Below are 21,478 nucleotides of genomic sequence, written 5' to 3'. Positions count from 1 at the left end.
AGGAGAGAAAACCATGAAAAACACGATCCTTGCCGCCTCTGTCAGCCTGCTGGCCCTGTCGGGCGCCGGCTGGGCGATGGATGACATCACCGTGGCCTTTGCCGGAACCGAAGACCTGCAGAACGACGCCGAGTTCGTCTTTATCAAGGCGTTCAGCGATGCGATGGCCGAACATGGCGTGACCGTCACCGTCCATCCCTCCAACAGCATGGGCGGCGAGAACGAGCGTCTGGACCAGACCGCGCAAGGGCTGATCGAGATGAACCTGGCCAATGGCGGCGCGCTGATGAAGGTGTCCGATTTCGCCTCGGCGCTGTTTCTGCCCTTCCTGTCGCGCGATGACGCCGATTTCGACCGGATCGTCGACGCGTCGGGCGCGCTGGACCGCATCAACGATCAGGCGGGCGATCAGGGCATCCGGGTGCCGGGCTTTGTGATGCGCGGCGGCTCGCTTGGGCTGTTCAACACGCAAAAGCCGGTGACCACGCTGGAAGACGTGACCGACATGCGCCTGCGCGCGCAGAACGGCGATCAGGTGACGGTCTTTACCGCATGGGGCGCGCGCCCGACCGTCGTGTCCTGGGCCGAGACGCCCAACGCCTTGCAGACCGGCGTGGCGGTCGGCCATTTCAACCCGCCCTCGACCGTGGTGGCGGCGGGTCAGGTGGAACTGCTGGACTATTTCACGCCGCTGGACGCGGGCTCGGTCCCCAAGGTCGTGATGCTGTCCGAGGACTGGTATTCCACCCTGTCCGACGAAGAAAAAGGCTGGGTTGACGACGCCATCGCCACAGGCATTGCGGCAAACCGGAGCTGGGCCACCGAACAGGCCCCCTATTTCGAGCAGGTCATCCAGCAGGGCGGCATCGAGATCACGCCGCTGGCCGACGGCGAACGCGACCGCTTTATCGAGACCACGCGCGGGGTCTGGAACCAGATCGTCCCGCAGGCGGATGTCGATTTCATCTCCACCCATCTCGACTGATCCCGGACAGCCCCGGCAGGAGGTTCCCATGACTGCATTTGCATCCGCCATCCTGTGGCTCAGCGACGGCATCGACCGCGTGCTGCGCGGGGTCGCGCTGGTCTGTCTTGTGGCGATGGTGGCGTTCATCGCGCTGCAGGTCGTCGCGCGCTATGGGTTCGCAGCCCCCCCGGCATGGACCGAAGAGGCGGCGCGCTATGCGATGGTCTGGGTCGGCCTGCTGGGGGCCAGCATCTCGTTCAAGGCGGGGTTCGACCCCAGCCTTGTGCAGGTGCCCGCCCGTCTGCCGCGCCCGGTGCGGCAACTGGCGGCGCTGCTGCGCGGGGCGGCGGTGGTCGTCTTTCTGGGGCCGATCCTGTTCTATTGCTTCTTCGGTCCCGGCCTGAACCCGGCGCGGTCCTTTCTGGCCCGCAGCCTGAACAACACCGCCGAAAGCTTTGGCATGCCGCTGATCTTCGTGGCCGCCACCGTGCCGATCTTTATCACCGCCATCTTCATCCACGGCCTTGCGCAGCTGGCGCAGGGCCTGACCGTTCCGCCCGCCGCCGACAAGGACAGCCATGACGCCCGCCACGCCTGACACGATCCGCACTGACACCGATTTCATCGCGCGCCTGACCGCAATCCGCCACGACATCCACCGCCACCCCGAAACCGCGTTCGAAGAGATCCGCACCTCTGGCATCGTCGCGGCCTTCCTTGAGGGGCTGGGGATCGCGGTGCATCGCGGCCTTGGCGGCACCGGCGTCGTGGGCACCCTGCGCGGCAAACGCCCCGGCACGCGCACCATCGGCCTGCGCGCCGATATGGACGCGCTGTTCATCGAAGAGGCGACCGGCCTGCCCCATGCCTCGACCGTGCCGGGGCGCATGCATGCCTGCGGCCATGACGGCCATACCACGATGCTGCTGGGCGCCGCCGAGAAACTGGCCGCCGACCCCGATTTCGCCGGCACCGTGCATTTCATCTTTCAGCCCGCAGAAGAGGGGCTGGGCGGCGCCCGCGTGATGATCAATGACGGGCTGTTCGACCTGTTCCCCTGCGACGCGGTCTATGGTCTGCACAATGGCCCCCAGCATCCGCTGGGGCACCTGCAGACCCGCCCCGGCCCTTTCATGCCCGCAGGCGACACATGGGAGGTGATCTTCGAGGGCAGCGGCGGGCATGGCGCCATGCCCCATGCGGGCAGCGATCCGACCGTGCCTGCCGGGCAGTTCATCGCCACGCTGGCGCAGATCATCTCGCGCAAGGTGCCCGCGAATGACGCGGCGGTGATCTCGGTCGGTCATATCGCGGCGGGCAGCTATGACAGCCCCAACATCATCCCCGCCCGCGTGACGGTGCGCGGCACGGCGCGGTCCTTCCGCCCCGGGATCCGCGATCTGCTGGAGGACAGCCTGGGCAGCTTCGCCAGCCATTGCGCCGCCCCCCACGGCGTCACCGCACGGCTGATCTATACCCGCCGCTACCCGCCGCTGATCAACAGCGCCCGCGAGACAGCCACCGCCATCGCCGTCGCCACGCGGGTTCTGGGCGCGGATCACGTCGACGGCGCCGCGCCTCCGGTCGGCGGCAGCGAGGATTTTTCCTTCATGCTGGAAAAGGTGCCCGGTGCCTATGTGATGATCGGCAACGGCGACGGCCCCGGCGCGGCCTTTGTCCACACCCCGCGCTATGATTTCAACGACGCGCTGCTGCCCATCGGCATCGCCTATTGGCTGGGCCTTGTCGCCGCCGAACTGGGCGGGGACTGAGGTCCCGGCGCGGAACCGCTGCCCGCCGCCGAGGTTGTCCTGATCAATCACAGGAGACGACCATGCTCAAATTCCTCGGCGGCGCCATCGGCATCATCTTCATCATCGGCCTGCTGGTCGTGATCGGCATTCTGTCGCTGATCTTCTGACCGGGGGCCGATGGCCCACCCCTGCCCCTGCGCCTGCCCCCTGCCCCTGCCCTTGCGATGCCCGCGCATCGCGCCTAAATTCCGATGACGCACAGACCGGAGACCAACCGACATGGACATGAACCTCACAGCCTTCGCCCCTTCGGTTTCGCTGCTAGAAGTCCTGTCCCATGTCTGCATTCGTCTCCCTCTCTGCCCTGTCGTGGTCCACGGCTGACGGCACCCCGCTTTTCCGCGACATCAATCTGACCTTCGGCCCTGAACGCAGCGGCATCACCGGGCGCAACGGCACCGGCAAGACCACGCTGCTGCGGCTGATTGCGGGCGATCTGCGCCCGGCTTCGGGGCAGGTCAGGGTTTCCGGCACCGTCGGCATGATGCGGCAGGACGGGGCAGAGCAGCCCGGACAGACCATCGCCGATCTGTTCGGCGTCCGGCGCGCGCTGGATCTGCTGGACCGGGCCGGGGCGGGGCTGGCCGCCACGGATGAACTGGCCGCAGATGATCTGGCAAATGCCGACTGGACCCTGCCCGCCCGGATCGAGGCTGCGCTGCTGCGCCTGGGCCTTGATGCGGGGCCGCAGACGCCGCTGGCGGCGCTGTCGGGCGGTCAGCGCATCCGCGCAGCGCTTGCCGCGCTGATCCTGGCCGATCCCGACATCCTGCTGCTGGACGAGCCGACAAACAACCTCGACCGCGAGGGACGCAGGGCCGTGACCGACCTTCTTCGTGGCTGGGCCAAGGCCGCGATCGTCGTCAGCCATGACCGTGCGCTGCTGGACCAGATGGACGCCATCGTCGAGCTGACCCCGCTTGGCGCCACCCGCCATGGCGGCAATTACAGCGCCTTCCGTCAGCGCAAGGATGCGGAGCTGGAGGCTGTGGGGCGCGATCTTGCCCATGCCGAAAAGACCCGCGCCGAAACCGCCCGCCGTGCCCGGCAGGCTGCCGAGCGCAAGGCGCGCAAGGACGGCGCCGGGCACCGGGCGCGGGCCAAAGGGGATCAGCCCAAAATCCAGATGGATGCCGCCAGGGGCCGGGCCGAGGCGTCGGGCGGCGCCGGCGCCCGTCTGCGCGATGCCCGGCGCGAGGCCGCAGAGGACGCCCTGTCCGCCGCCCGCGACCGGATCGAGGTGCTGCTGCCCCTGCGCATGGACATCCCCCCGACCGGCCTGCCCCCCGGCAAGCCGGTCCTGCGGCTGGAGGGCGTGACCGGCGGCCATGATCCCCACCACCCGGTCATCCGCGACCTGTCGCTGACCCTCACCGGCCCGGAACGCGTGGTCATCGCCGGGCCGAATGGCAGCGGCAAGACCACGCTTCTGCGGCTGATCACCGGCCAGATCGCAGCACTGCACGGCACGGCCGAACCGCTGGTCCCCTTCGCCCTGCTGGACCAGCATCTGGGCCTGCTCGATCCGGCGCAGACGCTGCACGAGAACTTCTGCCGCCTGAACCCTTTGGCGGATGCGCATCTGGCACACGCGGCGCTGGCCCGGTTCGGGTTCCGTGCGCGCGACGCCCTGCGCCTTGCCCGCGATCTCAGCGGCGGTCAGCGCCTGCGCGCGGGCCTTGCCTGCGCCCTCGGCGCGGTGCCGCCACCGCAGCTGCTGATTCTGGACGAGCCGACCAATCACCTTGATCTGGATGGCATCGCCGCGCTGGAATCCGCGCTTGCCGCCTATGATGGCGCGGTTCTGGTGGTCAGCCATGATGCGGGCTTCCTGACCTCGCTGGCGCCGGACAGAACCGTGCAGCTGGGTGCCTGACCGTGCCGACAGCAGCGGTTTGCACCCCGCTGGCCACCTCGCTACATTTCCGCCAAAGGAGCATGTCACGTGAAGAAAATCGGAATGATCGGCGGGCTGAGCTGGGTTTCGACCGCCGAATATTACCGGCGCACGAATGAGATCATGCAGCAGGTCGCAGGTGGCGTGACCTCGGCCCGGATCGTGCTGGAAAGCGTCAACCGGCAGGATTATGTCGATGCCGTGATCGGGCGCCGCGACGAGGAGGCCGCCTGCGCCCAGATCCTGACCTCGGCCCGCGCAATCGAGGCCGCAGGCGCGGATTTCATCGTCATCACCTGCAATGACGTGCACCGGTTCGTCCCCGCGATCCAGCCGCAGATCGACATCCCCTTTCTGCACATCGCCGAGGTGACGGCCACGGCGGTCAAGGCACAGGGCCTGCGCCGGGTCGCCATTCTGGGCGTGCGCAAGACGATGGAAAGCGATTTCTACCCCGATATTCTGGCGCAGCACGGGCTGGAGGCGATCATCCCGGACGAGGATGAGAAAGCCTATATCCACGACAGCATCTATGACGAGCTGGTGCATAACCGCTTTCCCGACGAGACCCGCACCGGGTATCAGCGGATCATGTCGGCGCTGGCCGGACGCGGCGCCGATGCGGTCGCGCTGGCCTGCACCGAAATTCCGCTGCTGCTTGCCCCCGGCGACTGTCCGATCCCCTCGTTCTCGACGACCGAACTTCACTGTCAGGCCGCCGTCGCCCGCGCACTGAATTAGGCGGCCCGTCCCGCAGGCCACGCGCATCGCGGGTCGGGACAGGTGACAACGGGCGTGCTGTCACCTGCCCCGTTCAGTAGACCGCCAGTTGCGGAAAGGCGATCAGCAGCCCGATCGCGATGATCTGCAGCCCGATGAAGGGCAGCAGCGCGCGAAAGATCTCGCCCAGTGAAATCTCGGGCGGGGTGACGGATTTCAGATAGAAGGCCGCCGGGCCAAAGGGCGGGGTCAGGAAACTGATCTGCATGTTCATGCAGAACACCACCCCGAACCAGACCGGGTCCAGCCCCAGCGTCTTGATGATCGGCACAAAGATCGGCATCGTCAGCAGCGCGATGCCCACCCAGTCCAGAAACGCACCCAGCACGAACAGGATCAGCATCATCACCAGCACGATCACCGTCGGATTGTCGGAAATGCCGATGATCAGGCCGGACACGAAATGGATGCCGCCCATCAGGTTATAGACCCCCACCAGCGCGGTGGCGCCGATGCCGATCCAGACGATCATGCCCACCGTCGCCAGCGTCTGCATCGCGGAATCGCGCAGCATGGCAAAGCTGAACTCGCCGCGCAGCACGGTCGAGGCCAGCACGCCCGCCACCCCCACCGCCGAGGCCTCGGTGACGGATGCGATGCCGCCATAGATCGAGCCCAGCACCACGAACACCACCAGCAGCGGCAAAGCCAGCCCCTTCAGCAGGCGGCGCTTTTCGGCGCCCGGAATGGGCGTCAGATCGGGCATCGGCGCGATATGGTCCGAGGTATAGGACCGGATCAGCACATAGGCCACATAGAGGCCCGCCAGCAGAAAGCCGGGCACGAAGGCCGCCGTGAACAGATCCCCGATCGAGACATTGGCCGTCAGCCCATAGATGATCAGCACGATCGAGGGCGGCACCATCGAGCCAAGCGCGCCCCCCGCGCAGACCACCCCGATGGCCAGCTTGCGGTCATAGCCCTGCCGCAGCATCTGCGGCAGCGCGATCAGGCCCAGCAGCACGATCTCTCCGCCGATGATGCCCGACATGGCGGCCAGGATCACGGCGACAAAGATCGTCTGCACCGCCACCCCGCCCCGGATGCGGCGCCCGACCAGCTTCATCGCGTCGAACAGATCGCGCGCGATGCCCGAGCGGTCCAGCAACGCCGCCATCAGCACGAACATCGGCACTGACACGAAGACAAAGCTGTCCACGAAGGTATAGATGCGCGAGGCGATCAGCGGCACCGCCATCGGCCCAAAGCCCAGCAGCGCGAATGACAGCGCGACCAGCAGCGTCACCAGCGCCAGCGGCAGCCCCGTCAGCAGCAGCGCGACCAGCAGGCCGAACATCATCAGCGTGGCGGGGCCGATGCCGATGGCGGCCAGATCCAGAACGGCGTTCACAGCGGATCTCCCTGCCGGAAGCGGCGGGCGTGGTTGATGGCCATGATCAGGAACTGCACCGTCAGGGCCAGCATCACGATCAGCAGGAAGGTCTTGATCAGCGCGGGCGTGGGCGGGTTCCAACTGGAACCGGACCGTTCGGGCCGGAACTCTCCGCCCGGCGTGTACAGCGCGCGGTCCGCCATGGTCCAGGCCGCATAGGCGAACATGCCCGAGGCCAGCGCCGAGACGGCGGCAATCACCGCCTCCAGCGCGCGGCGGGCACGCCCGCTCAGCATGTCATAGATCAGCACGACCCGGATATGGCTGTTGCGCGCGGCACAAAAGAGGCCGCCATAGAGAAACGCCAGCGCGCACAGTGTCGTCGTCGTCTCATGCGCCCACCGGGTGGGGGCGTTCAGGACATAGCGCAGGAAGACCTCGACCAGCAGGATCGCCGCTGCCAGCACCAGACCTGCGGCGAACAGATAGCCGCCGCGAAAGATCCAGCGGCCCAGCAGCCCGGCCTCGGGCATGGCGCCGCTGATGCCTGCGCGGATTTCGGGCGGGACCGGCACGCCATCGGGCAGCACGGTCGGGGGGACAGGGGGCGTCATCGGCATCTCCTTGGCCGCAAGGGGGGACCGGCGGGACACGCCCGCCGGTCCGCATCGCAGGTGCCTTATTCCATCAGCCCGCGGTCGCGCAGATGGGCGGTCAGGGTGTCATAGACCTTCTGCGCCATGGGCGACTGGACAGCCATCTTCTCCCATTCGCCGCGCGCGATGTTGCGGAACTTGGCGCGTTCCTCATCGGACCAGTCATGGACGGTGATCTCGCCGCCCGCGCGGGCGGCCTCGACGGCTTCAAGGTCGCGCTCCATCAGGGTGCCGACCTGATTTTCCTGGAACACCTTGACCGAGGCGGTCAGCGCCTGCTGAATATCCTCGGGCAGCGCGTCCCATTTCGCCTTGTTCATCGACACTTCGACCAGCGGCAGCGAATGGAACCCCGGATAGACCGGATGGGGTGCGATGTCGTTCATGCCCAGTTCCTGATTGACCGAGAACACCGAATAATCGGCGGCGTCGATCACGCCCTTGTCCAGCGAGGTGAACACCTCGGAGGCGGGCAGGTTGACGGGCGCGGCGCCCGCCGCCTGAAACACGTTCGCGATCAGCCCCTCGGGCGAGCGGACCTTGACGCCCCGCAGATCCTCGACCGAATTCAGCGGCACGCGGGACACGAAGGCCTCCAGCCCCGGTGTCGAGACGCCGATGAACTGCATCCCGAACGGGTTGTTCAGCTCGTTCATCAGCTCAAACCCGCCGCCATTTTCGACAAAGTCGATCATCTGCTCGGGCGAGGCCCAGGCTCCCACCGGGTTGGCGATCAGCCCGAAGGCCGGGTCGCGGCCCGCGAAATAGGAGGTGTCGGTGATATGCCCGTCCAGCAGGCCCGCGCCGACCGCATCCTGCGTCTCGCGGTAATCCACGATTGATCCGACCGGCAGCAGCTCGATCGCCACGCGGCCGTCGGTCATCTCGTTGACCGTATCGGTCCATTCCTGCTGGAAGATGAAATTGGGATTGCCCGCCGGGTCCGAGGACTGAAAGCGGAAGCTGAATTCCTGTGCGCCAGCGGCGCCGGCCATCAGGGCCAGTGCGGCCACGCTGTGGCCAAGTGCGGTGATCTTCATTCGGGTCTCCTCCCCCAAGTGTGAAATCTGTGTCAACGGGTCTCGCTGTCGGTAAAGTCCAGCTGCACCTTCATCGCCCCGCCCCCTGCGGCGGCGGCAAAGGCGTCCGCGGCGCGCGCCGCCGGAAAGACGGCGCTGATCAGCGGGGTCACGTCGATCCGCCCCCCGGCGATCAGCTGCGCGGCTTGTGCGAATTCGGCGTCAAAGCGAAAACTGCCCAGCAGGCGCAGCTCTTTGGTCACGACCAGCGACAGGGGCAGTGGCGGCTCAGAGCCCAGCCCCAGCACGATCAGCGTGCCCGCCGGGCGCAGCGCCGCGCAACCCGCATGCAGGGCGGCATCCGCGCCCGAGCATTCGATGGCCAGATCGACCGTGCCCCGCCCCGCCTGCAAGGGCGCCAGCGCATCGGGCTGTGCCGCCAGATCGAGGCAGTCATCCGCGCCCATCCGCCGCGCCATGTCCAGCCGGTCGGGCGCGATGTCGGTGACCACGATCCGGCCCGCCCCGGCATGGCGCGCGACCGCCACCGCCAGACAGCCGATCGGCCCCGCACCCGAGATCAGCACGCTCTGCCCGGCGATGTCGCCCGCTTGGCCAATGGCGTGCAGGCAGACGGCCAGCGGCTCGGTCAGCGCGGCCTGCGCCAGATCGGCCCCGGCGGGCAGGCGCACCGCCTGCGCGGCGGGCACGGTCAGCAGGCTGCGGAACAGCCCCTGTTCGTGCGGATCGCGCATGGCCGATCCGCTGAAGCGCATGTCGGCGCACAGGTTGCGCTGCCCGGCCTGACAATAGGCACAGCGCCCGCAGGGCCGCGAGGGGTTGACGGCGACCGGGTCGCCCGGCGTCAGGCCGTCCACCCCCGGCCCCACGGCATGGATGGTGCCGCTGACCTCATGGCCCAAAGCCATCGTCTGGCGCACCCGCACCGTGCCAAAGCCGCCGTGGCGATAGTAATGCAGATCGGACCCGCAGATGCCGCCATGGCTGACCGCCACCGTCACCTCGCCCGGCCCCGGCGCGGCGGGGGCGTCCAGCGCCGTCACGCGCAGGTCATGGGGCGGGGAAATCGTGACGGCGATCATCACAGCACCGAAATCATGCCGCCATCGGCATAGATGATCTGCCCCGAGACATAGTTCGACGCGTCCGAGGCCAGATAGATCGCCGTGCCCGCCAGTTCCTCGGGCAGGCCCCACCGGCGCATCGGCGTGCGCGCCTTGACCCACGCGTCGAAATCGGCGTTCTCCAGCAGCGCCTTGTTCATGTCGGTGACCATATAGCCCGGCCCGATGGCATTGGCCTGAATGCCTTTTTCACCCCATTCGGCGGCCATGGCCTTGGTCAGCATCTTGATGCCGCCCTTGGCGACCGTGTAGGGCGCGACCGTCGCGCGGGCCAGTTCCGAGGTCAGCGAGCCGATATTGATGATCTTGCCGCGCCCGCGCGGGGCCATGCGCCGCGCCGCCTCGCGCCCGATGATGAAGGCCGAGGTCAGGTTGATCTCGATCACCCGGCGCCAGTCGGCACTGTCCAGTTCCAGCATGGGGCGGCGGAACTGGATGCCCGCATTGTTCATCAGGATGTCGACCGTGATCCCCTCGGCGTCCAGCTTTTCAAAGGCCGCGACGATGGCTGTCTCATCGGCCACGTCAAAAGCCAGCGTCAGCACGTCATGGCCTGCGGCGCGCATCTCGGCGGCGGCGGCCTCCAGCCGGGCGGGGTCCTGCCCGTTCAGGATCACGCGTGCCCCGGCGCCCGCCAGCCCTTCGGCAAAGGCGCGGCCAAGGCCCCGCGACGATCCGGTGATCAGGGCGGTGCGCCCGGTCAGGTCGAACAGGGAAATCGACATCATTCAGCCTCCGTCAGTCGTGTGCTCAGATCCGCGCGGTCAAAGAAACCGGGCAGCAGTTCGGTGCCCAGCCCCGGCCCCTCCATCGGGTGGACATGGCCGTCCGAGATGCGCGGCACCTCGGTCACCAGTTCGCGATACCAGCCGTCATAGAAGGCGCGCACCGATTCCTGGATCAGCGTGTTGGGCTGGCTGAAGGACATGTGCACCGCCGCCGCAAAGCCCACCGGGCCGATGCAGTCATGGGGCGCGAAGGGGCGGTGATACAGATCGGCCATCGCGGCGATCTTGCGCCCTTCGGTCAGCCCGCCGGTCCAGCACAGATCGGCCATCACCACATGGCAGGCATCGCGGTCCAGATACTCCTTATAGGCAAACCGCGTGCCCAGAGTTTCCGAAGCGCAGGTCCACACATCGGTGGATGCCGCGAATTCCGCCAGCACCTGCGCGTTGTTCATGCGGATCGGGTCTTCGTACCAGGTGGGCTCGAACGGCTCCAGCCAGCGGGCGATCTTCTTGGCCATGGGCAGGTTCCACAGCGAATGCAGCTCGACCATGATCTGCATCTTGTCGCCCACCGCCTCGCGGATCAGCTCGAACGGGCGGATCGCGGTGCGCAGCTCATCGCGGGTGATATGCATGCCCTTGTTGGCCAGCGCCGCCGGGTCGAACGGCCAGATCTTCATCGCGCTGATGCCGTTCGACAGCAGATCCTGCGCCAGATCGCCCGCCCGCGTCATGAAGGCGTCCAGATCCTCATACGGGCCGTCCGCGCCGCCCAGATTCCACGTGTCCACGGGCCGGATGCGGTTGGTGCGGACATAGCGGGTGCCCGCGCAGGTGTTGTAGATGCGCAGCCGGTCATGGCTGAGGCCGCCCAGCATCTGATGCACCGGCTGGCCGCACAGCTTGCCGAAAATGTCCCACAGCGCGATGTCGATGGCCGAACAGGCGCGGTGTTCCACCCCGGTCGAGGCCTGCGCCATCGGCAGGTTCAGCATCTCGCGGTGCAGCGCCTCGATCTGCAACGGGTCCTTGCCGACAAGCCGCGAGGCCAGCGTGTCATGGATATGCGCCTCGACCGCGGCGGCCCCATAAAAGGTCTCACCCAGCCCGGTGATGCCTGCATCCGTTTCGACATGAACCCATAGCAGATTCGAGAATTCCTCGGCGCGGAAAGTCCTGATGGCGGTGATCTTCATCTGCGTTCCAGTCTGCTGCCCCGCCCGATGCGGGCAGTCTGCCTCGGCCGGCCGTCAGTGACGCCGGACAGGATATTGCATGGGTTAATTGGTCCTCCGGCACCCTCCAGATGCCGTATTCGATGGCGCTGACACAAACAGCTTTGCTAAGATGAATCAAGCTGAAAATTGGATTTGGTATGTCAACAAATGAAAAAGCTGTCTTACAATCCGATGCAGGTGCCGACGGCCCGGACCTGTCGCTGGTCGGACGGACCATGGATGAGATCCGCGCGCTGATCCGCGCCGAAGGGCTGTCGCCCGGCCAGACACTGCCCTCCGAGACGAAGCTGGCCGCACAGCTTGGCGTCTCTCGCCCGGTCCTGCGCGAGGCGATGCGCGGGCTGGCGACGTTGCGGATCCTGACCATCGGCAATGGCCGCAAGGCGCGGGTGGCCACGCCCGATGCCAGCGCGCTTGGGGTCGTGCTGGATCATGCGTCCTATACGGGCGGCGTCAGCATCCAGCAGATCCTCGATGCCCGCCGCACGTTGGAGCTGCGCACGGTCGAGCTGGCGGCCATGCGCAGATCCGACAGCGACGCGGCCCTGCTGACCGAGATCGTCGCGCGGATGTTCACCGCGCTGGACAGCGATCAGCCGGCCATTCAGGAACTGGACATCCGCTTTCACGAGGTCATCGCGCGGGCCTCGGGCAACCCGCTCTATGCGCTGCTGATCGAGAGTTTCCGCGTCATCACCCGCCAGACATGGCCGATTGGCTGGCAGTCGCGGGGCAACGATGACAGCCGGCGCGAGAATATCCGCTGTCACCAGCGGATCGCGCAGGCCATCGGCGCGCGCGACGCCCCCGCCGCGCAGGCGGCCATGGACGAGCATTTCGTCAATGCCATGGCCGTGCTGCTGCGTGCGGGCATCGTCTGACCTGCGCGCGCGGGTCAGGACTGGGGGAACCTCAACTGTAAAGCGCGTCGATCCCGCCATCCACGGGCAGGCTGACGCCGGTAATCCAGCGCGCCGCGTCCGAGCACAGGAACAGGATCGGGGGCGCGACCTCGTCGGCGATGGCGGGGCGTTTGATGTTCGCGGCATCGGCGGCCACGCGGTCGGGCCCCAGCATCTGGACGAACTCGCCCAGGATCGGGGTCATCACCGGGCCGGGGGCGACCGCGTTCATGCGGATGTCGTGATCCATGAACAGCCGGTATCCGCGCATCTTTGTCCAGACGATCAGCGCCTCTTTGAAATACTGATAGCAGCTGTCCTGCGGCACCGGGTGGGCGGCCAGCCAGTCATGGCCTGCGGCAAAGCCCGCCGTTCCGGCCAGCGCCCTGTGCGCGTCGCGCCGGGCCTGCCAGTCGAATCCCAGAATCGAGACCAGATTGACGACCGCACCGCCCCTCATGCGCGGCACCAGCGCCTCGGTCAGGTGGCGCAGACCCAGATAGTTGACCCGCGCCACCAGATCGCGGTCGGCCAGCCCCGAGACGCCCGCCGCATTGACCAGCGCATCCACCCGGTCGGGCAGCGCGGCGACTGCCATGTCGATCGCCGCGGGGTCGGCCATGTCGACCTTGTAAAACCCGTCCAGCGTGATCGCCGGGTCGTTGCGGTCCAGCCCGATGACGCGGGCGCCCTGAAACCGGGCCAGCCGCGCGGTCTCGGCCCCGATGCCCGAGGATGCGCCCGTGATGACGATGGTTTTTCCTGTCAGTGCCATGATCCGTCCTTGTGATGAAAGGGGCCGTCCGCGCCGGGGCGATCCGGACGGCCCGGAAATGTCGGTGAATGAAACGCGGCCCGCGCCGCCCGGTCAGAACGGCGTGGCAAGGGCTTCGCTGCGGGTGGTGACCCAGACCCATTGCGTGAACTCTTCCCAGATGGCCGGGCCCGAGATGCGGCTGCCATTGCCCGACCGCCCACGCCCGCCAAAAGGCGCAAGCGGGCTGGCCACGACGGTCTGGTCGTTGATGTGCAGATGCCCCACGCGCAGCCGGTTGCCGATAGCGCGCGCGCGGGCCGGATCGCGGCTGATGATGCCCGCCGCCAGCCCGTAATCAGACCGGTTCACCAGCGCGACCGCGTGATCGTCGCTGTCACAGGCCACCACCACCGCGACGGGGCCAAAGATCTCTTCATCAAAGGCACGCATGCCGGGCATCACATCGGCCAGCACCGTTGCCGGGAACATCCGCCCCTGCGGCGTGCCGCCTGCCAGAAGCCGGGCCCCCTTGGCCACGGCATCGTCGACGATCGCCTTGACGCGGACCGCCTCGGCCTCGGTGATCAGCGGACCCATCGCGCAGGGCTCGTTTGCCGGATCGCCAACGGGCAGATGCGCGGCCTTGGCGGCCAGCGCATCGGCCACCGCGCCCGCCATGGCGGCAGGCGCAAGGATCAACCCCGTCGCCATGCAGATCTGGCCCTGATGCAGCCACGCCCCCCAGGCGGCGTTCGAGACGGCGGTGTCAAGATCGGCATCGTCCAGAATGATCAGCGCGTTCTTGCCACCCAGTTCCAGCTGCACCCGTTTGAGCGTTCGCCCGCAGGCGCCGCCGACCTTGGCCCCCACCTCGGCCGAGCCGGTAAAGCTGACCATCGCGATATCAGGGTCCTCGCACAAAGCCGCGCCGACATCGCCGCCACCGGGGATGACATGCAGCAGACCGGCGGGCAGACCGGCCTCTTCGAAGATGCGGGCGATGATGATGCCCCCGGAAACCGGCGTGCGCGGATCGGGCTTGTGGACGATGGCATTGCCGGTGGCCAGCCCCGCCGCAATCGCCCGGATCGACAGGACCAGCGGAAAGTTGAAGGGCGAGATGACGCCGACCACGCCATGCGGCACGCGCAGCAATTCCTCGTGGCGCCCGTCCATGCTGGGCAGGATGCGGCCCGCAGGCTCGGTCGCGATGGCGGCGGCGGCGCGCAGAAAACTGGCCGAATGCTCGATCTCGACGGCGGCCTTGGGCGGGATCGAGCCGGTCTCGCGGATGATCCACGGCATCAGCTCATCGCGGTGCCGCTCCAGCAGAGCGGCGGCGGCGGTCAGGATCTGCGCGCGTTTGTGCGCCGGTGTCGCCTCCCATGCGGGTTGTGCCGCGCGGGCGGCCCGGGCGGCAGCGGCCACATCCGCAGGCCCGCCGGTGCCGACCGAGGCAAGTGTTCCGCCATCGCCCGGTGCGATCACGTCAGCCGCCCCGCCCGTGGCCGTGACCCAGCCGCCGGAATAGAGCCGCCCCTGCCATGTTCCCACCGCCATGAAATCGTGCTGCGTCCCGTCCATTCGTCTCTCCTCCCGAATTTGACTGCAAACGGGATGGCCAGATGCGCACTGTGGTGCAAATTCAAAATATGCGCCGGAATATTATGGCGTTAGTCACTGACATATAACAACAATTCTGATTTCGTTGCAGTGCGGCGCGTTTCATCATATCGTGAATTATTCTCATCACTGCATGAAAGCCTGCAAATGGGCGACCGCATCTCACTGACCGAGGCCGCGCGCCGGGCGCCGCGACTCACCGCGCGCGGCGACAGCCGCCTGCTGGACGAGGGCGCCGCGCCGACGCTGGCCGATCTGGCGGGCGCGCTGCAGTTCGCCCTGGGCGACGGGCGCATCTGGCTGAATGACGAGCGGATGGTGATGATGCAGACGCGCCTGCTGGGCAGCCTGCGCCACCAGATCATCCGCGCGATCGGGACCGGGGCCGCCCGCCGCCTGTTCTATCGCACTGGTCTGGTGCAGGGGGAACAATATGCCAGTCTGGTGCAGAAACGCTTCAAGCAGCAGGACCTGACCGCCGCCCTTGCCGCCGGACCCCGGCTGCACACGATGGAAGGATTCGTGAAGGTCACGACCAAGCGGTTCGAGTTCGACATTTCGCGCGGCCATTACCACGGCGAGTTTCACTGGCATGACAGCACCGAAGCGCAAGAGCATCTGACGCATTTCGGTGTCTCGGACTGCCCGGCCTGCTGGATGCAGACCGGCACGCCCGCCGGATACACCTCGGCCCTGCTGGGCCAGCCGGTGATCTTTCGCGAGGTCGAATGCGTCGCCATGGGCGCCGAACGCTGCGTGGTGATCGGGCGCAACGCCGCTGCATGGGGCGATGATGTCCCCGAACTGCGCGAATTCGCCAAGGCGCCGGTGCGGCCCCGGTCGCGGCCATGGACGCCGCCCGCCAGCCCCGATGCGACCGCCGCCCCGCCCGAGGTTGCCCACCCGATCATCGGCCGCACCGCCGGGATCGAGCGCGCCCGGCGGCTGGTCGAACGCGTCGCGGGCTATGACGAGCCGGTGATGTTTCTGGGCGAGCCCGGCACCGGCAAGGAATTTTTCGCCCGCCGCCTGCATCAGATCGGCCGCACGCCCAACGGCCCCTTCATCGCGGTCAACTGCGGCGCCTGGATCGACGATCCCTCGGCCCGCCCCCTGACCGGCCCCGAGGGCGCGCTGCGCCGGGCCGAGGGGGGGACCCTGTTTCTGAACGATGTCTTTACCCTGCCGGCGGTGCAGCAATCCCTGCTGGCAGCACATCTGGCCGATGTCGGCGGCGCGCTGCCGCTGCGGATCATGTCGGCCAGTTCGTCCCCCCCGCGCGAGGCGATGACGCAGGGCACCATCCGCGCCGATCTGTATTTCCGGCTGTCGCTGCTGCCTGTCTCGCTGCCGCCGCTGCGCGAGCGGCGCGACGATCTGCCGGTGCTGATCGACCATTTCCTGCGCCTGCACAGCCGCAAGCACCACAAACCCCTGCGCCGGATTTCAGGCGCGGCGCTGACGCTGTTGCTGCGCTATGACTTTCCCGGCAATGTCCGCGAATTGTCGAACATGATCGAACGGGGCGTGATCTATGCCGAGGCCGGAGGCGATCTGGACATCTCGCATCTGTTCACCGGAATCGAGGAAATGCCCGAATTCGTCGACGGTCTGCATATGTCCGGCCGGATCGTGCGGCGCCGCGCCACGGGCGACATACCAGCCGACGGGCTGACCTTTTCCGAGATCGAGGCCGAGACCTATGCCCGGGCGCTGGCGGCGGCCGGGGGGAACGTGTCTGCCGCCGCCCGCGCCCTGGGGCTGAGCCGCGCCAAGCTGGACTATCGGCTGCACAAGCTGGGCCTGATCCCCGGCAGGGCCGGGCCGTCACCCTGACGATGCGCCGATGGGGCGGCGGGCACGCCCCGACTGTCACCCCGCGATGAACGCCTGATAGATGTCGTTCATCCGTGCCGTGCGCGGTCCGGGCCTGCCGCATCCGATGGCCCGGCCGTCGATGCTGGCGACCGGGGTGATCCCGCCAAGCGTTCCGGTCACAAAGGCCTCGTCGGCGGAATAGACCTCGGACAGGGTGAACGGCTTTTCGCGGACCGTCATGCCTGCGTCACGCCACAGCTGAATGACCTTTTTGCGGGTGATGCCGTTGAAACAGGTCAGCCCGTCCGAGGTCCACAGCTCGTCCCCCCGGAAAATGAAGAAATTCGTCGAATTGCACGAGGCGACAAAGCCGCGATCGTCCAGCATCAGCGCCTCGTCGGCGCCCATGTTGATCGCCTGAAGCAGGGCCTGAATGAAATTCAGCCGCGAATGAGAGTTCAGGCGAAGATCAAAGACATCCGGGGTCGAACAGCGAATGGTCGAGGTCATCAGCTTCAGCCCGGTGTCCCTGAGGGCCGGGTTCGGCTGTTTCCACTCGGCCACGATGACAATGGTGGCGCCGCCCACGATAAAGCGCGGGTCCTGATTGGGCGTCGATTTGCGCCCGCGTGAAATCATCATCCGGATATGGACACCGTCATGCATGCCGTTGTGGCGCAGACATTTCCAGATTTCGCCGATCAGCTCGTCCTTGCTGTAGCCGATATCCAGCTGGATCGAGGTTGCGCCTTCAAAGATGCGGTCGATATGCTCGTCGATGGCAAGCAGTTTGCCATTGATCAGCCGGATGCCTTCCCACACGCCGTCGCCCAGAACGAAACCGGCGTCGAACACCGACACTCTGGCCTCGTCCCGCGCGAAGAACGCGCCGTTGACATAGATCTCCACGCCATCGTTTCTGGGGTCTTTCACATAGCTTTGCGATGACGTGCTGCTGAGCGGGGTCATGATATTCCCTTGTTTCTTGAAGATGTTCAGAACGCGAATTCGCCAAAGCGGCGCAGGAATTCCTGCGTGCGCGCCTGCTGTGGGTTCTTGAGGACCTGATCGGGTGTGCCGACTTCGTGAAACACCCCCTCGGCCAGAAAGATCACTCTGGTCGCGAAGTGATAGGCAAAGCCCAGCTCATGCGTCACAAGCAGCATGGTCCGGCCTTCCGAGGCAAGCTGGTTGATGACCCGCAGCACCTCTCCGACCAGTTCCGGGTCCAGCGACGAGGTCGGCTCGTCGAACAGCAAAACCTCGGGCTCCATCGACAGGGCGCGGGCGATCGCCACGCGTTGCTGCTGCCCGCCCGACAGACGGCCGGGCCAGGCGTCGTGCTTGTCCTCCAGCCCCACCTTGGCCAATTCGCGGACGGCGATGGCTCTGGCCTGCTGCCTTGCCATGCCTTTGACCGTCACCAGCCCTTCCATGACGTTCTGCAGAACCGTCATGTGCGGAAAGAGGTTGAACTGCTGGAACACCATCCCCAGCCGCTGACGGACGCCGCACAGCTGTTTCTCGGGATAGGTCACGCGGCCGTTGGCTTCCACGCCGATGCGTTCGCCGTCGATCCACACCTCGCCTTCGCTCAGCGTCTCCATGAAATTCATGCAGCGCAGAAACGTGGATTTGCCCGAGCCGGAGCCGCCGATGATGGCGACGCGCTCTCCGGGCTCGACCTGAAAATCAATGCCCCTGAGAACGTGGTGATCGCCAAAGCGTTTGTGCAGGCCCTTGATGTCCAGAATGGGTTTGCGTGTCATATCGGGTCCTTTCCGGTGTCAGTTTGACCGCGCCAGATGCTTTTCCAGCCGCCCGGCCAGAAACGTGCCGGGATAGATCAGGACGAAGTAGATGAACGCCACCGCCGTCAGAATCTCGAACGGACGGTAATAGGTCGAGGACAGCAGCCGCCCCTGATACATCAGCTCGTGGACCGAGATCACCGAGGCCAGCGACGACATCTTGGCCACTTCGATCATCCGGTTGGTGAAGGCCGGCAGCATCCGCTTGACCACCTGCGGCAGGATGATGCGCCGCATCGCCTGCCCCCCGGTCATGCCGATCGCCTTCGCCCCCTCCATCTGGCCCCGGTGGATCGACCGGATGCCGCCGCGAAAGATCTCGGACGCATAGGCCGAGGTGTTCAGCGCCAGTCCCAGCAGGGCCGCCGAAAACGGGCTCAGCTGCACCCCGATCAGAATGGGGAAGGCGTAGTAGAACCAGATCAGCTGGATCAGCACCGGCGTGTCGCGGAACAGCTCGACATAGATCAGGCTTGTGCCGGACAGCCATCTGCGCCGCGACAGCCGGGCCTGCGCGACGACAAAGCCGCCCATCAGGCCCAGCAGGATGGACGGAATCCAGATCTGGATCGTCACCCACAGGCCGCGCAGCAGGACAATCCAGTTGTCGGTGACGATGCTGAATTCGGGAATGTAGTTCATCGTCCGGACCTCATTGATAGGCCGTCAGCCGGTTTTCAACGAGGCGGGCCAGCTGGCTGGCCGTCACCAGAAGGACCAGATACATGGCCGCGATCGTCGTATAGACCTCCAGCGGGCGGAAGGTTTCCGAGTTCACCATCATCGCCTGATACAGCAGATCGGCATAGGCCAGCGTCGAGGCCAGCGCGGTTGTCTTGAGCAGCTCGAAGCTGCGCTCGATGAACGGCGGCACCATCCGCGAGGCGGCCTGTGGCACGATGATGCGCCGCATCAGCGCCGCGTGGCTCATGCCGATGGCTTTCCCGCCCTCCCACTGGCCGCGCTCGACCGAGACGATCCCGCCCCGGAACACCTCTGCGTAAAAGGCCCCCGATTGCGTCGACAGGGCGAGAACGGCGGCCATATAGGGGCTGAGGCTGACCGACAGCATCACCGGCAAGGCATAGAAGAACCAGAAGAAATGCACGATCGGCGGCGTGTTGCGGTAAAATTCGATAAAGACCGCCGCCGGCCATCGCAGCCACCGGCGTGGCGACAGGCGCATGACCGCAAGGACCATGCCGACCAGCACGCCCAGAACGATCGAGACCGCCGCGATCCTGATCGTGTTGAACAGCCCCAGCGCCAGCATGTCGAAACGCGCAAGCACCGGCGCAAAGTCCCAGGAATAGTCCATATGGCGACTTTCGCGTCAGGGATCAGAAAGACGGACACCCGCGCCCATCCGGCGCGCGGGTGTCCGGTCGGCGATTACCAGGCTTCTTTTTCCAGGCCGGGAATGCCCTCGGGGCTGATGCCCTTTCCGGACAGATAGGCCTGGAACATCTGATCCGGGACGCCGTTCTCGTAGAACGTTGCCAGCGTGGTGTTCACCCAGTCCCGGAACGCGGCGCTGTCTTCCTTGCGCAGGCCCACCGAGGTCTCGACCGGGTCCACCGGCGTCGGCAGCAGCACCTTGCCCAGCTTCAGGCGCGAATACTGCACGATCAGCGCCGGGTGAAACTGCACCACCGCATCGACCCGGCCCGCCGCAAAGGCGGCGATCGCCTCGTCATTCGACGCAAAGCGGTTGATTTCGGCATTGGCCATCATCTCGGTGACATTGCGGTCCAGCGAGGTGCCCATGGTCACACCCAGACGCATCTCTGCCGTATCGAGGTCTTGCCAGGTGCTGGCCGTGCTGTCCTCGGCCACCAGGGCCCCCATCGCATAGTAGAACAGCGGGTTTTCGGGGAAATCTATCGCCGTCCTGCGCTCTTCCGTGGGGTCCAGAACGAACATCAGGTCGAACTGATTGGCCTGCAGACCTGCCACGGCATTGACCCATGAGGTCTCGACCGGGACCATCTCGACGCCCAGTTCTGCGGCCATCCGCTCGCCCATCGAGACGCCGACGCCGGTCCATTGTTCCGACATCGGGTCCTTGTAGAACCACGGCTCGGCCGAGGTGACGCCGATGCGAAGCTGGCCGGTGTCCCTGACCTGCGCCATGGTCCCGCTGTCCTGAGACAGCGCAGGCATCGCGGCCGACAGGCTGGCCGTGGCGGCAAGGATAAGAAGGGTCCGTCTGTTCATGTCGTTCTCCTGTTGGATCTGGTCCGCGCCTGTTCCAGCGTTCTGACAAAGGCTTTGGTTTTTTCGAGTCCACGCTGCATGTGGTCCTCGATTTCGGCTTTCATTGCCGAGAGGTCATTCCCCAGCGCCGACCGGATATAGGCGTCGTGGCTGTCGCGTCTGGGGCCGGACATGCCGTGGGCGCGGTGATGCGCGGCCCAATAGACCTGCAGGCGTCCGCGGATGCTGGACCAGTTGGACAGCAGGATCTGGTTGTCGCTGGTCTCATAGGACAGCCCGTGCAGATCCAGTTCGGCATCAATGGCCCGCACATCGTCCTGTGCGTCGATGGCGTCCAGCAGCCGACGATGACGCGCCCGCAGTTCTGCCTCGAACTGGGGGGTACGGCGATCCCAGATCAGCTCGAAGGCGAACACCTCCAGACAGATGCGCATGGCGTAGATGTCGTTGATATCCTTGGTCGACAGATCGACGATGCGGGTGCCGGTATAGGGCACCGACACAATGAGGCCCTGATCAATCAGCTGGCGCAGGGCTTCCCGCATCGGCCCGCGGCTTGTGCCGAAACGCACCGCCAGCCCGCTTTCGGTCACCACCTCGCCGGGTTCGAACTGGCCCGACAGGATGGCGGCGCGCATCATGGTGCAGATCTGAGCACCCATCGTCTCTCGTTTGACCGACATGGAATTCACCGGCTCCGTGCCTCCGAAAATAGGATTGAAGATTGTCTACAACGCAAGAGCGGGTTCGACCAAGGTCTTTTGTAGGTT

General features: G+C 66.3%; 21 protein-coding genes. 7 read left to right on the top strand and 14 right to left on the bottom strand.

The window, feature by feature from the left end:
• Window positions 1-13: 13 nt before the first annotated feature.
• The 5 genes from ACK41U_RS05990 to ACK41U_RS05970 all read left to right on the top strand — a co-directional run bounded on the left by ACK41U_RS05990 (window position 14) and on the right by ACK41U_RS05970 (window position 5,419).
• Window positions 14-985, top strand: a complete 972-nt coding sequence (locus tag ACK41U_RS05990; RefSeq protein WP_409677251.1) for a TRAP transporter substrate-binding protein — start codon at window positions 14-16, stop codon at window positions 983-985.
• A gap of 28 nt (window positions 986-1,013) precedes the next feature.
• Window positions 1,014-1,565 (top strand): TRAP transporter small permease, encoded by a 552-nt coding sequence (locus tag ACK41U_RS05985; RefSeq protein ID WP_409677249.1) that lies wholly within the window; start codon window positions 1,014-1,016, stop codon window positions 1,563-1,565.
• A complete protein-coding gene (locus ACK41U_RS05980; protein ID WP_409677247.1) occupies window positions 1,546-2,739 on the top strand; it encodes a M20 aminoacylase family protein in 1,194 nt (397 codons plus the stop codon). Before ACK41U_RS05985 ends, ACK41U_RS05980 begins: the two co-directional genes overlap by 20 nt.
• A gap of 319 nt (window positions 2,740-3,058) precedes the next feature.
• On the top strand, window positions 3,059-4,657 hold the full coding sequence (locus ACK41U_RS05975) for an ABC-F family ATP-binding cassette domain-containing protein (RefSeq protein ID WP_409677245.1): 1,599 nt from the start codon (window positions 3,059-3,061) through the stop codon (window positions 4,655-4,657).
• A 69-nt stretch (window positions 4,658-4,726) separates the two neighbouring features.
• Window positions 4,727-5,419, top strand: coding sequence for an aspartate/glutamate racemase family protein (locus ACK41U_RS05970; protein ID WP_409677243.1), 693 nt, complete (start codon window positions 4,727-4,729; stop codon window positions 5,417-5,419).
• A gap of 73 nt (window positions 5,420-5,492) precedes the next feature.
• Here the strand turns inward: ACK41U_RS05970 and ACK41U_RS05965 are convergent, their stop codons facing one another.
• The 6 genes from ACK41U_RS05965 to ACK41U_RS05940 form a co-directional block, all read right to left on the bottom strand.
• Complete coding sequence (locus ACK41U_RS05965) at window positions 5,493-6,755, bottom strand: TRAP transporter large permease subunit (RefSeq protein WP_409677364.1); 1,263 nt, start codon at window positions 6,753-6,755, stop codon at window positions 5,493-5,495.
• A gap of 50 nt (window positions 6,756-6,805) precedes the next feature.
• Window positions 6,806-7,405 (bottom strand): TRAP transporter small permease subunit, encoded by a 600-nt coding sequence (locus ACK41U_RS05960; protein ID WP_409677241.1) that lies wholly within the window; start codon window positions 7,403-7,405, stop codon window positions 6,806-6,808.
• 65 nt (window positions 7,406-7,470) lie between these two features.
• Window positions 7,471-8,487, bottom strand: coding sequence for a TRAP transporter substrate-binding protein (locus ACK41U_RS05955; RefSeq protein ID WP_409677239.1), 1,017 nt, complete (start codon window positions 8,485-8,487; stop codon window positions 7,471-7,473).
• A 32-nt stretch (window positions 8,488-8,519) separates the two neighbouring features.
• On the bottom strand, window positions 8,520-9,569 hold the full coding sequence (locus ACK41U_RS05950) for an L-idonate 5-dehydrogenase (protein ID WP_409677237.1): 1,050 nt from the start codon (window positions 9,567-9,569) through the stop codon (window positions 8,520-8,522).
• Window positions 9,569-10,339: an SDR family oxidoreductase gene (locus tag ACK41U_RS05945; RefSeq protein ID WP_409677235.1), complete on the bottom strand. Its 771-nt coding sequence runs from the start codon at window positions 10,337-10,339 to the stop codon at window positions 9,569-9,571. Before ACK41U_RS05945 ends, ACK41U_RS05950 begins: the two co-directional genes overlap by 1 nt.
• The gene (locus ACK41U_RS05940) at window positions 10,336-11,538 is read right to left on the bottom strand and encodes a mandelate racemase/muconate lactonizing enzyme family protein (RefSeq protein WP_409677233.1); all 1,203 of its coding nucleotides are present in this window, start codon (window positions 11,536-11,538) and stop codon (window positions 10,336-10,338) included. The genes ACK41U_RS05945 and ACK41U_RS05940 overlap by 4 nt, the downstream gene beginning before the upstream one ends.
• Before the next feature lie 257 nt (window positions 11,539-11,795).
• On the opposite strand from ACK41U_RS05940, the gene ACK41U_RS05935 reads away from it, so the two are divergent.
• On the top strand, window positions 11,796-12,461 hold the full coding sequence (locus ACK41U_RS05935) for a FadR/GntR family transcriptional regulator (protein ID WP_409677231.1): 666 nt from the start codon (window positions 11,796-11,798) through the stop codon (window positions 12,459-12,461).
• Window positions 12,462-12,492: 31 nt separating this feature from the next.
• Here the strand turns inward: ACK41U_RS05935 and ACK41U_RS05930 are convergent, their stop codons facing one another.
• Window positions 12,493-13,257 carry a coniferyl-alcohol dehydrogenase gene (locus ACK41U_RS05930; protein WP_409677229.1) on the bottom strand — a complete coding sequence of 255 codons (765 nt, stop codon included), beginning with the start codon at window positions 13,255-13,257 and terminating at the stop codon, window positions 12,493-12,495.
• A 93-nt stretch (window positions 13,258-13,350) separates the two neighbouring features.
• The gene (locus ACK41U_RS05925; protein WP_409677227.1) at window positions 13,351-14,823 is read right to left on the bottom strand and encodes an aldehyde dehydrogenase family protein; all 1,473 of its coding nucleotides are present in this window, start codon (window positions 14,821-14,823) and stop codon (window positions 13,351-13,353) included.
• Window positions 14,824-15,009: 186 nt separating this feature from the next.
• On the opposite strand from ACK41U_RS05925, the gene ACK41U_RS05920 reads away from it, so the two are divergent.
• A complete protein-coding gene (locus ACK41U_RS05920) occupies window positions 15,010-16,698 on the top strand; it encodes a XylR N-terminal domain-containing protein (protein ID WP_409677225.1) in 1,689 nt (562 codons plus the stop codon).
• A 36-nt stretch (window positions 16,699-16,734) separates the two neighbouring features.
• Here ACK41U_RS05920 and ACK41U_RS05915 read toward each other — a convergent pair whose 3' ends face one another.
• The 6 genes from ACK41U_RS05915 to ACK41U_RS05890 form a co-directional block, all read right to left on the bottom strand.
• On the bottom strand, window positions 16,735-17,649 hold the full coding sequence (locus ACK41U_RS05915; RefSeq protein WP_409677223.1) for an aminotransferase class IV: 915 nt from the start codon (window positions 17,647-17,649) through the stop codon (window positions 16,735-16,737).
• Window positions 17,650-17,675: 26 nt separating this feature from the next.
• Window positions 17,676-18,449, bottom strand: a complete 774-nt coding sequence (locus ACK41U_RS05910) for an amino acid ABC transporter ATP-binding protein (RefSeq protein ID WP_409677221.1) — start codon at window positions 18,447-18,449, stop codon at window positions 17,676-17,678.
• Between the two features lie 18 nt (window positions 18,450-18,467).
• A complete protein-coding gene (locus ACK41U_RS05905) occupies window positions 18,468-19,133 on the bottom strand; it encodes an amino acid ABC transporter permease (RefSeq protein ID WP_409677219.1) in 666 nt (221 codons plus the stop codon).
• Window positions 19,134-19,143: 10 nt separating this feature from the next.
• Window positions 19,144-19,809, bottom strand: coding sequence for an amino acid ABC transporter permease (locus ACK41U_RS05900; RefSeq protein ID WP_409677217.1), 666 nt, complete (start codon window positions 19,807-19,809; stop codon window positions 19,144-19,146).
• 74 nt (window positions 19,810-19,883) lie between these two features.
• Window positions 19,884-20,708: a transporter substrate-binding domain-containing protein gene (locus ACK41U_RS05895; RefSeq protein ID WP_409677215.1), complete on the bottom strand. Its 825-nt coding sequence runs from the start codon at window positions 20,706-20,708 to the stop codon at window positions 19,884-19,886.
• Entirely contained in the window at window positions 20,705-21,391 is a 687-nt protein-coding gene (locus ACK41U_RS05890; protein WP_409677213.1) for a GntR family transcriptional regulator, read from the bottom strand. The genes ACK41U_RS05895 and ACK41U_RS05890 overlap by 4 nt, the downstream gene beginning before the upstream one ends.
• Window positions 21,392-21,478 lie beyond the last annotated feature (87 nt).

This window comes from Paracoccus sp. (in: a-proteobacteria) (assembly GCF_046289755.1).
Lineage (GTDB): Bacteria > Pseudomonadota > Alphaproteobacteria > Rhodobacterales > Rhodobacteraceae > Paracoccus.
This window is presented reverse-complemented; position numbering and strand designations above follow the sequence as displayed.